Here is a 13,793-nt window from a genome sequence, read left to right on the forward strand (position 1 = left end):
GACACTCATGAAAGCCAGCTTCGACATTGGCGGGACGTTCACCGACATCGTCCTGCTCGACGAGACCACCGGGCGCACCTGGCTCGGCAAGGCCCTCACCACCTACGACGACTTCAGCCGCGCCATCGCCGCGGGCATCTCCCAGGTGCTCGCCGACGCCGACCACCACACCGACGCGATCGACTCCGCCGTCGTGGGTGCCACCACTCTCGTGACCAACGCGCTCATCGAGCGTCGCGGCGCGAAGACGGCGCTCGTGACGACCCGGGGCTTCGGCGACGTGCTCGAGATCGGACGCGAATGGCGCTACGACCTCTACGACCCGCGCCTGCAGCTGCCCGACCCCCTCGTGGCGCCGACCGAGCGGTTCGAGGTCACCGAGCGTCGCGGCCCCCGCGGCGAGGTGCTCACCCCGCTCGACCGCGCCGACGTCGAGCGCATCGCCGACGAGCTCGCGGCGGCCGGCGTGGAGTCGATCGCGGTGTGCCTGCTGCACTCCTACGTCGACGCCGCCCATGAGGAGACGATCGCCGAGATCCTCGCCGAGCGGCTCCCCGATGTCCCCGTCACGCTCTCGGGACATCTCGTGCCCGTGATCCGCGAGTACGAGCGCACCGTCACGACGCTCGCCAACGCCTACGTGCGCCCGATCGCCGGCGAGCACTTCGAGGACATCGAGCGTGCGCTCACGACGCTCGGCATCGACCAATCGCTCATGCTCATGCAGTCCAACGGCGGTGTCGTCACCACCGCGACCGCCCGCGCCTACCCGATCCGCCTGCTCGAATCGGGCCCGGCGGCCGGAGCGATCGGCGCCGCCTATGTCGGCGCCCAGCTCGGCATGGACCGCCTCATCGCCTTCGACATGGGCGGCACCACCGCGAAGGTCTGCATCGTGGAGGGCGGCGAGCCGACCGTGCGCAACGGCTTCGAGGTCGGGCGCGTGCACCGGCTGAAGCAGGGCTCGGGGCTCCCGGTGTCGATGCCCGTCGTCGACATGATCGAGATCGGCGCGGGTGGCGGCTCGATCGCCGCGCTCGACGGCCTCGGCCTGCTGAAGGTCGGCCCCCACTCGGCAGGCTCACGCCCCGGACCCGCCGGCTACGGACTCGGCGGCGAGGAACCCACCGTCACAGACGCCGACATCGTGCTCGGCTACCTCGACCCCGACTACTTCCTCGGCGGTCGCATGACACTGGATGCCGCGGCATCCCGTCAGGCGATGGTGTCGCGACTCGGCTCCGCGTTCGGTCACGACCCGGTTGCCGCGGCGGCCGGCATCGCCCGGGTCGTCGACGAGCACATGGCTCTCGCCGTGCAGGTGCACGCGACCGAGCACGGGCACGACCCGCGCACCTTCCCGATGGTCGCCTTCGGCGGTGCCGCCCCGGTGCATGCGGCGCGCATCGCCCGCATCCTCGGGGTGTCCCACGTGGTGATCCCGGCCGCCGCGGGCGTGCTCTCGGCGACCGGTCTCCTCGTGGCCCCGCCGATGGTCGAGGAGTCACGCACGCGCCTGCTCGAGCTGCGCGACTGGGACGCCGCGGCGGTCGAGGCGATCTACGCCGACCTCGTCGCCCAGGCCCAGCGCGAACTCGGCACCGACGTCGCCCGCATCGACCGGTTCGTCGAGATGCGCTTCCTCGGGCAGGGCTTCGAGATCGAGGTGGCCGTCGGCGACGGCGACGACCCCGCGGGCTACCGGGATCGCTTCGTGCGCGAGTACGAGCACATCTACGGCGTCACACCCGACTACGAACGCATCGAGATCGTCACCTGGCGCGTGCGGGTCTACGGGCCGTTCACCGTACCGACCCTCACCCGCACGGTGAGCCCCGACGCCAGCGAGGAGCGCACCCGCACCCGCACCGCCTGGTTCGCCGAGACGGGTCTGGTCGAGGTGCCGGTGCGGCGCATGCTCTCACTCCCGCCCGAGGAGCGGGTGACGGGTCCCGCGATCCTCCAGCTGCCCGAGAGCACCGCGGTCGTCGGCCCCGACGACATCGCCTGGCTCGATCAGCACGGCAACCTGCACGTCGAGATCGCGGTGCGACGCCCCGAGACGGCGGATGCCGCGGCGCTGAGCGGGGCGCGCTCATGAGCCTCGAGCGGGCCGAGGGCCTGCTCGCCGGACTCGGGATCTCCACCGGTCGCGGTGGTGAGCCGGCCACGAGCACCGAACGCTTCGCCGACGGCGGCTGGTACAAGTGGGAGGTCGCGGGCGCGCTCGATGCCGCTGCCGTCGCCGCGATCGACGACGCGCTGCGCCGCGACGGGGCGCGTCTCCACCAGGCGACGAACACCGTCGGCACGATGCGCTACCTCGACCACGAGATCGTCGACCTCGTGAACGAGGCGGCGGGGCGCGGCATCCAACTGCGGATGGCCGTGGGGCCGCGCGGCACCTACGACATCGGCGGCCAGAAGTTCGCCGCCGGTCCGGTGGCGGCGGCCAGCGCCTACCGCCTGCGCGGCGGGGAACAGCTTGCGCAGGGCCTCGAGGACGTGCTGCACGCGGTCGGGCTGGGTGTGCGCGGGTTCCTCGTGTTCGACGAGGGGCTGCTGCTCGTCCTGGCACGGCTGCGCGCGGCGGGGGAGCTTCCCGCCGAGGTGCGGCTGAAGGCGTCCTCGAACATGGGTGCCGCCAACCCCGCCCATGCGCTCCTGCTTGCCGATGCGGGTGCCGACTCGGTCAACCTGCAGCGCGATCTGGATGTCGCGATGCTCGCCGCCGTGCGCGCGACGACCGCGGTCGCACTCGACCTGCACACCGACAACCCCCGCTCGACCGGCGGCTTCGTGCGCGGCTACGACGTGCCCGAGTTCGTGCGGGTCGCCGCCCCGGTCTACCTGAAGGCCGGTAACGCCGCCCAGGACTTCTCGGATGACGCGCCCACCCCGGCGGTCGTCGCGGGCATCGTCCGACAGATCCTGCTCGATCGCCAGCTGCTCGAGCGCCATTTCCCCGAGGCGACAGCCTCCGACACGCCTGAGTTCTAGGAGTACACACCATGACCCAGTGGGATGCAGCGACGCTGCAGATCGTCTGGCAGCGACTCATCTCCGTCGCCGATGAGATGGCGGCGGTGCTGCTGCGCACCGCCTTCAGCTCGGTGGTGCGGGAGTCGAACGACCTGGCCTGCGCCGTGCTCACCGCGCGCGGCGACCTGCTCGTCGAGTACGGGCGCTCGGTGCCCGTGTTCACCGGAACCGTCGCGGGCACCGTGCGCGCGATGGTGGCGGAGCTCGGCGAGCACAACCTGCGGCCGGGCGACGTGATCGCCACCAACTCGCCGCGCTACGGCAACACGCACCTGCCCGACCTGACCGCGGCCACCCCCGTCTTCCGCGACGGTCGCATCGTGGCTTACGTCGCCTCGATCTGCCATCTCTCCGACATCGGCGGCACCTCCGAGGGCGCGTTCGCGCAGGATGCGTTCGAAGAGGGCTTCTGCCTGCCGCCCGTGAAGCTTGTGGAAGCGGGCGTGCCGAACGCCCTCGTGCGCCGCATCCTCGCCGCGAACGTGCGGGTTCCCGCGCAGGTGCTCGGCGACGTCGACGCGCTCATCGCTGCGAACGCGCTGGGCGAGCGCCGCGTGACGGCGCTGCTCGACAGCGACGCGGGGCTCGATCTCGACGAGGCCGCGGCCCACATCTGCGACGCCACCGAGCGCGCGGTGCGGGCCTCGATCGCCGAGATCCCCGACGGCCACTACGCGGCCTCGATCGATCTCGACGGCTTCGAGGAGCCGAAGACGATCGTGGTCTCGGTCGAGGTGCACGGCGATTCGATGACCGTCGACTACGAGGGCACCTCGCGCCAGTCGACGTTCGGCATCAACTCCGCCTCGCCGACCTTCGGCTACACCCGGTACGGGCTCGCGTGCCTGCTGGCACCCGAGCTGCCGAACAACGAGGGCGCCCTGCGCCCCATCGCGATCCGCGTGCCGGAAGGGTCGCTGCTGAACCCGCGAACGAACGCGGCGGTGAGCGCCAACTTCCCCGCGCACGCCATCCCCTCGGTGCTCTCCCGCGCGCTCGCCGACGTGCTGCCCGACCGGGTCTCGGCGGCCGCCGGCACGCCCTTCTGGGTGGTCGGCATCCGCGGCGAGAAGGAGACCGGTCCGTTCGCCTCGCTGCTGTGCTTCAACGGCGGTCAGGGCGCCGCGCGCGGCCAGGCCGGCTACGCGACGCTGTCGACGCCGAGCAACGTGTCGAACACGCCCGTCGAGATCGTCGAGAGCCAGGCTCCCGTGCTCGTCGAGTCGAAGTCGATCGTGCGCGGCTCGGGCGGCGAGGGCGCGTGGCGCGGCGGCGACGGCCAGGAGGTCGCGCTCGTGTCTCGGCACGACGCCCCGCTCGACGTGATCTTCCTCACGGAGCGCATCGAGCACGCCGCGCCGGGTCTCGCCGGCGGCGGCGACGGCGCCCCGGGAGTGCTGCGGGTCGACGGCAGCGATGTCGCCGAACCCAAGGGGCGCATCCGCTGGGCGCCGGGATCCCGCATCCTCATGCGCACTCCGGGCGGCGGCGGATACGGCGCCCGATGACAGACCTGCTGACGACGACGGACGAAGGAACACACATGACTGACGCACACGACACGACCACGATCGCCTGGGCGGAGCCGGGATCCACCGTGCTCGCTCCCAAGGGGCGCCTCGCGCTGGCCCTCCGCAAGGGGCAGACTCTCACGATCACCGACCTCGAGGGGCAGCAGGTCATGGACTTCATCGCCTCGATGGTCTCCGACCCCGACGAGCGCCTGTCGGCGATGTTCACGCGCGTGAGCTCGGGCAAGTGGGACCTCAACGAGGGGTACACGATCTACTCCGACCGCTGCCGCCCGATGTTCCGCGTAGTGCGCGACGACAACGGCATCCACAACATGACCGGCGGCTACTGCTCGAAGTACTCGAACTCGATCCGCTACGGGGTCGAGGAGACCTGGGGATGCCTCGACAACCTCGTCGGCGACTGGCGCGAGCTGGGTCTGGACGAGACGAAGATCAACCCCGACCAGTGCATCTCGCTCTTCATGAACATCATCCATCACGCCGACGGACGCATGGAGATCGTCGAGCCGACGACGAAGGCCGGCGACTGCATCGTGCTCGAAGCGCTCGACGACCTCTACGTGGGTCTGTCGAACTGCCCGGAGGAGCACAACCCGTGCAACGCGTTCCACGTGACGCCGATGCAGGTGACGGTGGCCTGACGCGCCGCACGCCGATGGGGCGGGCCGTGCCGGGTGACCGGCGCGCCCGCCCCATCCGCGTCAGAGCGCGGGCGTGCGCGGCGGCGCCACGCGCCGCGGCCGGATCGCCTCGAACGCGGCGGCGAGGCGCAGCATCCGCTCGTCGTCGTAGGCGCGGCCGGCGAACGTGAGTCCGACGGGCATGCGGATGTCGGCGAGCAGCCCCATCGGCACGGTGACGGTCGGGATGCCGAGGTGCCGGATCGCCAGGTTGCCGTTCGCGACCCAGACGCCGTTGGCCCAGCCGGCGTCGGCCGAGGCGGGGTTCACGTCCATGTCGGCGCGTGCGATGTCGGCGACGGCGGGGAAGGCGAGCACGTCGAGGCCCTGGGCGTCCATCCACTGCTCGAGGTCGATGCGTCGGGTCTCCTCGAGTCCGCGCAGGCCGTCCTCGAGCTCGGGCATGCCCTCCCACCCGGCGCCGGGGTGCGCGCGCACCCAGTCGGGGTAGGTGACGAGGTCGTCCTCGAACCCGTCGTAGCGGTCGGGCAGCGCGCCGGGCGGGGCCGGGAAGATGCGGTGGCCGTCGACGCCGGCGAGCGAGTGCAGCGCCGGGTCGCCGTTCGCCGCGAGGAACTCCTCCATCGCCCACGCCGACAGGTCGACGATCTCGCGCCGCAGATAGGCGGGCGACACGAGTCCGCGGGTGGCGATGGTGGATGCCCCGGGCCGGTCGCCCTCGTAGTTGCTGACGACGGGCAGGTCGACCTCGACGACCCGCGCGCCGCGCGCCTCGAGGTCGGCGCGCGCCGCCTGCCACAGCGCGATGACGCTGTCGCGGGTGACGATGCGGCGCCCGGTGGGGCCGCCGATCCCCGGGGATGCCGCGGTGCCGGCGTCGGGGTCGGCGTTGATGTACATGCGGGGCACGCCGACGGTCACTCCCCGCAGGACGTCGGTGCCGTGGGCGAGAGCGGGGTAGGAGGCGGGGCGCACGGCGGACGCCGCGGGGATCGTCACCCACGTCTGGGTGCGCCACAGGTCGCCGCGCGTCTCGGGGTCGTCGGCGACGATGACGTCGAGCACCTCGAGCAGGTCGGCCATCGTGCGGGTGTGGGGGACGACGACGTCCATCGTGGGCACGAGCGGCCAGTTGCCGCGCACCGAGATCACCCCGCGCGAGGGCGTGTAGGCGCAGAGCGCGTTGTGGGAGGCCGGGCCGCGCCCGCTCGACCAGGTCTCCTCGCCGAGCCCGAACGCGGCGAAGCTCGCGGCGGTCGCCGTGCCGGAGCCGTTCGACGAGCCGGAGCCGAACGGCGCCGTCAGGTGGTCGGCGTCATACGGGCTCTCGGCCCGCCCGTAGACCCCGCGCTGCATGCCGCCGTTGGCCATCGGCGGCATGTTGGTGAGGCCGAGGCAGATCGCGCCCGCAGCCCGCAGCCGCTCGATCGTGAACGCGTCACGCTGGGCGACGAGGTCGGCGAACGCGGGGCTGCCTGCCGCCGCGGTGAGGCCGCGCACCAGGTAGCTGTCCTTCGCGGTGTACGGGATGCCCTCGAGCGGCCCGCGTCCCTCGCCGCGGGCGCGTCGGGCATCGGATGCCGCGGCCTCCGCCCGCGCATCGGGGTTCGCCACGATGACGGCGTTGAGTGCGGTGGGGGTGCCGGGGGCGTCGTAGGCGGCGATGCGCGCGAGGTAGGCGTCGACGAGCGCGACGCTCGTCGTGCGGCCGTCCTCGAGGGCCGACCGCAGCTCGGCGATCGACGCCTCGACGACGTCGATCATGCCGACGCGCCGAGGGAGGGCTGCTGCTGAGTGATGCAGTGGATGCCGCCGCCCCGATCGAAGATCGGACGCGACTCGACCGACACGACGCGGCGGCCCGGGTAGGCCTCGGCGAGGATCGCCCGCGCGTCGGCGTCCGCGCGCTCGTCGCCGAAGCCGCACGCGATCACGCCGCCGTTGACGACGAGGTGGTTGACGTAGCTCCAGTCGACGACGCCGTGCGCGTCGCGGAGCGTCGACGGGGCGGGAAGGCGCACGATCTCGAAGGGGCGGCCCGCGGCATCCGTCTCGTGCGACAGCAGGTCGACGAGGTCGCGGGTGACCGCGTGGTCGGGATGCCCCGCATCCCGCTGGTCGTGCAGCAGCAGGCGACCGGGCGAGGGGATCGTGGCGACGATGTCGACGTGGCCCTTCGTGCCGAAGCGGTCGTAGTCGCGGGTGAGGCCGCGGGGCAGCCACACCGTGCGGGTGGTGCCGAGGGTGCGCGCGAACTCCGCCTCGACGCGCTCGCGGGTCGCGAACGGGTTTCGCTCCGCGCCGAGCTGCACGGTGTCGGTCGCGAGCACGGTGCCCTCGCCGTCGACGTGGATGCCACCGCCCTCGTTCACGAGCAGCGACGGGATGCGCTCGGCGCCGACGAGGGCGGCGACGATGCCGGCGATCTCGTTCGAGAGCGCCGCGTTCGCCCAGTCGGGGGAGCCCCAGCCGTTGAACACCCAGTCGACGGCGCCGAGCGCGCCGGGTCGGTCGGCGTCGACGACGAAGGTGGGGCCGAAGTCGCGGATCCAGAACTCGTCGAGCGGGGCCTCGACGATCTCGACCGCGCCGCCCAGCAGGCGCCGCGCCCGCGCGGTCTCGGACGGGTCGACGACCATCGTGACCGGCTCGAACTCGGCGACGGCGAGTGCGACGTCGGTCCACGCGCGGTAGCCCTCCTCGCGCAGCGCGTCGGTGTCGCCCAGGGTGACGCCCTCGACCGGGAAGGCCATCCAGGTGCGGTCGTGCGGGGCGGTCTCGGAGGGCATGCGCCAGGCCATGGGCGTCCGTTCGTTCGCGTGGGGCGCGCGGGTGGATGCGCCTCTCGGGGCACGATACCTCCGGCCCACCCCGTAGCGCTCGACATCCGCGAGTGCTAAACTTGAGCGCGTAAGACTCAACTTTGAGCAGCGAACTTCAGGAGCATCATGAACGCCACACCGCAGCCGGGCCAGGAGGAGGCGCAGAGCGCCCTCGAGCAGTTCGGCATCAACCTCACCGAGCGCGCCCGCCAGGGCAAGCTCGACCCCGTCATCGGACGCGACAGCGAGATCCGCCGCGTCAGCCAGGTGCTCACCCGACGCACCAAGAACAACCCCGTCCTCATCGGCGAGCCCGGCGTCGGCAAGACCGCCGTCGTCGAAGGCCTCGCCCAGCGCATCGTCGCGGGCGACGTCGCCGAGTCGCTCAAGAACAAGGAGCTCGTCTCCCTCGACATCTCCGCCCTCGTCGCCGGCGCGATGTACCGCGGCCAGTTCGAGGAGCGCCTCAAGAGCGTGCTGAAGGAGATCACCGAGTCCGAGGGCCGCGTCATCACCTTCATCGACGAGCTGCATGTGCTGATGGGTGCCGGCGGCGGCGAAGGGTCGGTCGCGGCATCCAACATGCTCAAGCCCATGCTCGCCCGCGGTGAGCTGCGCCTCATCGGCGCCACCACCCTCGACGAGTACCGCGAGTTCATCGAGAAGGATGCCGCACTCGAGCGCCGCTTCCAGCAGGTCTACGTCGGCGAGCCGAGCGTCGAGGACACGATCGCGATCCTGCGCGGACTCAAGGAGCGCTACGAGGCCCACCACAAGGTGGCCATCGCCGACGGGGCGCTGGTGGCCGCGGCATCCCTCTCGAACCGCTACCTGCCCTCGCGCCAGCTGCCCGACAAGGCCATCGACCTGATCGACGAGGCCGCGTCGCGGTTGCGCATGGAGATCGACTCCGCTCCGCTCGAGATCGACGAGCTGCGCCGCCACGTCGACCGGCTCAAGCTCGAAGAGCTCGCCCTCAAGAAGGAGAAGGACGCGGCCTCGAAGGAGCGTCTCGAGAAGCTGCGCACCGACCTCGCCGCCGAGGAGTCCCGACTCACCGAGCTGCAGGCCCGGTGGGAGCGCGAGCGCGCCTCGCTCAACCGCGTCGGCGACCTCAAGACCCGCCTCGACGCCGCCCGCGTCGAGGCGGAGCGCGCCCAGCGCGAGGGCAACCTCGAGAAGGCGTCGCGGCTACTGTACGCCGAGATCCCGGCGCTCGAGCGCGAGCTCGTCGCCGCCGAGCAGGCCGAGTCGACCGATGAGCGCATGGTCGGCGACCAGGTGACCGACGAGGACATCGCTGCCGTGATCGCCGCGTGGACGGGCATCCCGGTGGGGCGCCTGCTGCAGGGCGAGACCGAGAAGCTCGTGCACCTCGAGGCCGAGCTCGGCCGGCGGCTCATCGGCCAGAAGCCGGCCGTGCGCACGGTGTCCGACGCGGTGCGCCGCTCGCGCGCCGGCATCAGCGACCCGAACCGCCCGACCGGATCGTTCCTGTTCCTCGGGCCGACCGGTGTCGGCAAGACCGAGCTCGCGAAGGCGCTCGCCGAGTTCCTCTTCGACGACGAGCGCGCCATGGTGCGCATCGACATGTCGGAGTACGGCGAGAAGCACTCGGTGTCGCGCCTGGTCGGCGCCCCTCCGGGATACGTCGGCTACGAGCAGGGCGGTCAGCTCACCGAAGCCGTGCGTCGGCGCCCCTACAGCGTCGTGCTGCTCGACGAGGTCGAGAAGGCGCACCCCGAGGTGTTCGACGTGCTGCTGCAGGTCATGGACGACGGCCGCCTCACCGACGGCCAGGGCCGCACCGTCGACTTCACGAACGTGATCCTGATCCTGACGTCGAACCTCGGCTCGCCGATCCTGATCGACCCGCTGCTCACCCCCGACGAGAAGCGGGAGCAGGTGCAGGCGCTCGTGCGCCAGGCATTCCGTCCCGAGTTCGTCAACCGTCTCGACGACGTCGTGATCTTCCAGGCGCTCACCGAGGACGACCTCGCCCAGATCGTCGAACTGTCGGTCGACGCCCTGCAGCGCAGGCTGAAGGAGCGGCGCCTCACCCTCGCCGTGACCCCCGACGCCCGCACCTGGCTGGCCGAGCGCGGATACGACCCGGTGTTCGGCGCGCGTCCGCTGCGCCGCCTCATCCAGTCGGAGATCCAGGACCGCCTCGCGATGGCGATCCTCTCCGGACGCGTGCACGACGGTGACGTGGTACGTGTCGACGTGGATGCCGCGGGCTCGCAGCTCGTGCTGACGAGCGACGGCCAGGCGCCCGCCGCCGACGACGAGGGCGACGTCATCGAGGCGATCATCGAGGACTGAGCGCCCCGCCTCCGACGCCCCCGCGCGCCGCGTCGGCGCCGGGGGTCTCGGGTGTCGTGCGACGGATGCCGCGGCTCAGTCGTTCGCGATGAGGATGCCCTCGAGCGAGTTGCGCACACGCGGCGCGGCCTCGCGCTCGCGCAGCTGCTCGGAGGCGAGCTGCGGGTCGCCGAGCGTGCCGACCGCCATGATCGAGACGGGCTCGTAGGTCGCGGGCAGGTCGAACGCCGCCCGCAACTTGGCGCGGTCGATGCCGCCCATCTGGTGGGTGGCGAGTCCCTCGGCGTGGGCCTGCACGGTGAGGAACGCGGCGGACTGGCCGAGGTCGTACTCGCTCCACGGCAGCGCCCTGCCGTCGCGCTCGGTCTCGGTGACGAACGCGATCAGCACCGAGGCGGTGCCCGCCCAGGCCTGGTTGAAGTCGAGCAACCCGTCGAAGAGCTTGGCGTGGGTGTCGGTGCCGCGGCGGCCCACGATGAAGTGCCACGGCTGCGTGTTCGACGCGGACGGCGCCCAGCGCGCGGCCTCGAGCACGCTGCGCAGGGCGTCCTCGTCGATGACGGCGGTGGCGTCGAAGATACGGGTGCTCCAGCGCTCGGCGAAGACGTCGAGCACGGGGGCCTCGATGAGCGCGGGATGCGCGATGGACTGAGACATGTCTGCTCCTCGGAATCGGATGGCGCGGGACGTCGTCGGCCCAGTGCATCCAACAGCATGACGCGATGAGGTGTTCCCAGGTACGCACAGGTTGTCATTGACCGATACAGAAGGATCGGCGATCTTCCCCGCGCAACAGAGCGGATGCCGCGGCATCCGGCCCGTACCGTGGGGTCATGACCATCGCGACGGCCGACCTCTACGACGAGCGCGGCGACGACCTGGATTCGCTGTCGGTGCCGTTCCAGGACATCGGCGGGCGCACCGCGTTCGACGGGCCGGTGCGAACGATCCGCTGCCACCGCGACAACGCCCTCGTGAAGGCGACGCTCGCGACGCCCGGCGACGGGGCGGTGCTCGTCGTCGACGGGGGAGGGTCGCTGGAGTCGGCGCTCGTCGGCGACCTCATTGCGGCATCCGCCGTCGCGAACGGGTGGGCGGGCATCATCGTGTTCGGCGCGATCCGTGACCGTGAGGCGATCGGCGGCCTCGACCTGGGCGTGAAGGCGCTCGGCTCGAACCCGCGAAAGTCCGCGAAGGAGGGCGTCGGCGAGGTCGACGTGCCGATCGTGATCGGCGGGGTCGTGTTCGCGCCGGGACTGCACGTCTGGGCCGATGCCGACGGGGTGCTCGTCGAGCGCTGAGGGGGCCGCGGCATCCCTCGCCCTTTACAGCGCGACCCGCGCGGAGCAGTGTGGAGGCGTTCGAGTTCCCCGCGCGCGAAGGAGGCGGCCATGTTCACGACCGAAGGGGCGTTCAGCGGATTCAGCGTCGACGACGTCGAGGCGGCTCGGGTCTTCTACGGCGACACGCTGGGGCTCGACGTCGAGGTGAACGCGATGGGCTTCCTCGACATCACACTGCCCTCCGGCGGCCGGGTGCTCGCGTACTCGAAACCCAACCACGAGCCGGCGAGCTTCACGATCATGAACTTCCCGGTCGACGACGTGGATGCCGCGGTCGACGACCTGCGTGCCCGCGGCGTCGAGACGAAGATCTATCCCGACGACCAGGTGCCGTCCGATGCGAAGGGCATCGTGCGGGGCTGGGGCCCCGACATCGCCTGGTTCCGCGACCCCGCCGGCAACGTGCTGGCCGTGCTCTCGCGCAGCTAGCGCTCGCTGGCGCTTCGGCGCTCTGCGAGCGATCGCCCCACTCGCTCCGCCTCTTCCCGCTTCCTTACCCTCCCCCACCCTCTTCCCGCCGAATCAACATCTGCGCGCCCATTCCACTCCGCGCCGGCGTTTGCACGAGGTGGATTCGGCGGCGACGAGTGGATTCGGCGGCAGTGAAGATACCGCGTGAGAGCGCGCGCGAAGAGCGCGAGCGGATGCCGCGCCGCGGCCGTCAGCCGAGCGGGGGCCACCCGTCGGGGCCGGTCGAGCCTGCGGGGTACTCGTCGAGCGGCACGTCGCCGCGCCGCCAGGCGTCGAGCACGGGCTGCACGATGCGCCAGCACTCCTCGGCGGCGTCGCCGCGCACGGCGAGGGCCGCGTCGCCCGAGAGGATCGACGACAGCACTTCCGCGTAGGCCTTCAGCGCGCCCTCGCCGAGCTCGGCGTGCATCGTGGCGCGGGAGAGTGAGAACGGGTCGGCGGCGCCGTTGACGTTGAGGTCGAGGCAGAACACGTCGGGGCCGAGCGAGAACCGCAGCACGCTGCCCTGTTCCTCGCCGGAGAAGCCGGTCGGCAGGTGGTGCACGGGCTTGAAGCGCAGCACGACCTCGGCGAGCCGGGCCGACATCGCCTTGCCCGAGCGCAGCGTGAACGGCACACCCTCCCAGCGGGCGGTACGCACCTCGAACACGGCCTCCGCGAGCGTCTCGGTGCCCCGCGACGGGTCGACGCCCGGCTCGTCGACGTAGTTCGGCAGCGCCGTGCCGTCGATCGTGCCGGCGGTGTAGCGGGCGCGACGCGAGCTGTGCACGGCGTTGTCGTCCCACACGTGGGTGGCGCGCAGCGCCGCCCCGGTCGCGTCGCGCAGGTCGCGCTCGTCGAGCGTCGCGGGCGGCTCCATGGCGACGAAGGCGAGCACCTGCAGCAGGTGGCTCTGGATCATGTCCTCGAGCGCGCCGGCCTTGTCGTAGTAGCCGGCGCGGCCCTCGAGGCCCAGCGACTCGTCGTAGCGGATGGTGACCGACGCGACGTTCTCCGACGACCACACCGGCTCGAACACGCGGTTCGCGAACCGCACGCCGAGCATGTTGAGCACCATCGACCGGCCGAGGAAGTGGTCGACGCGGAAGATCTGCTGCTCGGGCAGCAGCTGCGCGAGCACGGCGTTCAGCTGCTCGGCGCTGTGCTGGTCGGTGCCGAACGGCTTCTCGAGCGCCAGGATCGTCTCGGCCGGCAGCGTCACGCCGGTGAGCGCGCGGCACGCGGCGGCCGCGACGGCGGGCGGCACGGCGAAGTAGAGCACGGGGCGTTCGCCCGCGTCGGCGAGGAGGGCAGTGAGGTCCTTCGTCGCGGTGATGTCGCACTGCACGTAACGGGTCGCCTTCACGACGGCGGATGCCGCGGCCCCCACGCCCTCGCCGAACGCCGCCTTCACGCGGCTGCGCCACGCGGCATCCGTCTCGGCATCCATGCCGGCGCCGACCAGGCGCACCTTCGTGTCGGGTTCCGCGTCGAGCAGCTGGGCGAGGGCCGGCAGCAGCAGGCGGGAGGTCAGGTCCCCGGTGGCGCCGAGGATGACGAGGGTGCGTTCGTCGGTCACGCTCACACGCTACGCCCTCGACACGCGCGACGACGCGGATGCCGCGGCGACGCCGG

General features: G+C 71.8%; 11 protein-coding genes. 7 read left to right on the forward strand and 4 right to left on the reverse strand.

Annotated features, from left to right (window positions below; translation table 11 throughout):
- Positions 1-7 precede the first annotated feature (7 nt).
- Genes FFS51_RS05660 through FFS51_RS05675 form a run of 4 tightly spaced genes read left to right on the forward strand, consistent with a single transcriptional unit; the run spans position 8 to position 5,218 of the window.
- Positions 8-2,101, forward strand: coding sequence for a hydantoinase/oxoprolinase family protein (locus tag FFS51_RS05660; protein WP_056518951.1), 2,094 nt, complete (start codon positions 8-10; stop codon positions 2,099-2,101).
- Positions 2,098-3,000, forward strand: coding sequence for a hypothetical protein (locus FFS51_RS05665; protein ID WP_056206628.1), 903 nt, complete (start codon positions 2,098-2,100; stop codon positions 2,998-3,000). The genes FFS51_RS05660 and FFS51_RS05665 overlap by 4 nt, the downstream gene beginning before the upstream one ends.
- Before the next feature lie 11 nt (positions 3,001-3,011).
- Entirely contained in the window at positions 3,012-4,550 is a 1,539-nt protein-coding gene (locus FFS51_RS05670) for a hydantoinase B/oxoprolinase family protein (protein WP_056518950.1), read from the forward strand.
- Positions 4,551-4,585: 35 nt separating this feature from the next.
- Entirely contained in the window at positions 4,586-5,218 is a 633-nt protein-coding gene (locus FFS51_RS05675; RefSeq protein WP_056206624.1) for a DUF1989 domain-containing protein, read from the forward strand.
- 60 nt (positions 5,219-5,278) lie between these two features.
- Here the strand turns inward: FFS51_RS05675 and FFS51_RS05680 are convergent, their stop codons facing one another.
- Positions 5,279-6,982: an amidase gene (locus FFS51_RS05680; protein WP_056518948.1), complete on the reverse strand. Its 1,704-nt coding sequence runs from the start codon at positions 6,980-6,982 to the stop codon at positions 5,279-5,281.
- A complete protein-coding gene (locus FFS51_RS05685) occupies positions 6,979-8,019 on the reverse strand; it encodes an agmatine deiminase family protein (RefSeq protein ID WP_056518946.1) in 1,041 nt (346 codons plus the stop codon). The genes FFS51_RS05680 and FFS51_RS05685 overlap by 4 nt, the downstream gene beginning before the upstream one ends.
- 147 nt (positions 8,020-8,166) lie before the next feature.
- Between FFS51_RS05685 and FFS51_RS05690 the strand changes: the two genes are divergently transcribed.
- Positions 8,167-10,365, forward strand: coding sequence for an ATP-dependent Clp protease ATP-binding subunit (locus FFS51_RS05690; protein ID WP_082486290.1), 2,199 nt, complete (start codon positions 8,167-8,169; stop codon positions 10,363-10,365).
- Positions 10,366-10,440: 75 nt separating this feature from the next.
- On the opposite strand, the gene FFS51_RS05695 is transcribed toward FFS51_RS05690, so the two are convergent.
- Positions 10,441-11,022, reverse strand: a complete 582-nt coding sequence (locus FFS51_RS05695; RefSeq protein ID WP_045246690.1) for a nitroreductase family protein — start codon at positions 11,020-11,022, stop codon at positions 10,441-10,443.
- Positions 11,023-11,198: 176 nt separating this feature from the next.
- On the opposite strand from FFS51_RS05695, the gene rraA reads away from it, so the two are divergent.
- Positions 11,199-11,666, forward strand: a complete 468-nt coding sequence (gene rraA / locus FFS51_RS05700; protein WP_056206621.1) for a ribonuclease E activity regulator RraA — start codon at positions 11,199-11,201, stop codon at positions 11,664-11,666.
- Between the two features lie 90 nt (positions 11,667-11,756).
- Entirely contained in the window at positions 11,757-12,137 is a 381-nt protein-coding gene (locus FFS51_RS05705) for a VOC family protein (protein ID WP_056206618.1), read from the forward strand.
- A gap of 232 nt (positions 12,138-12,369) precedes the next feature.
- On the opposite strand, the gene FFS51_RS05710 is transcribed toward FFS51_RS05705, so the two are convergent.
- Positions 12,370-13,737 carry a glucose-6-phosphate dehydrogenase gene (locus FFS51_RS05710; RefSeq protein ID WP_137877763.1) on the reverse strand — a complete coding sequence of 456 codons (1,368 nt, stop codon included), beginning with the start codon at positions 13,735-13,737 and terminating at the stop codon, positions 12,370-12,372.
- Positions 13,738-13,793: the final 56 nt, after the last annotated feature.

The organism is Microbacterium sp. 4NA327F11, from assembly GCF_005503465.1.
Classification (GTDB): domain Bacteria; phylum Actinomycetota; class Actinomycetes; order Actinomycetales; family Microbacteriaceae; genus Microbacterium; species Microbacterium ginsengisoli.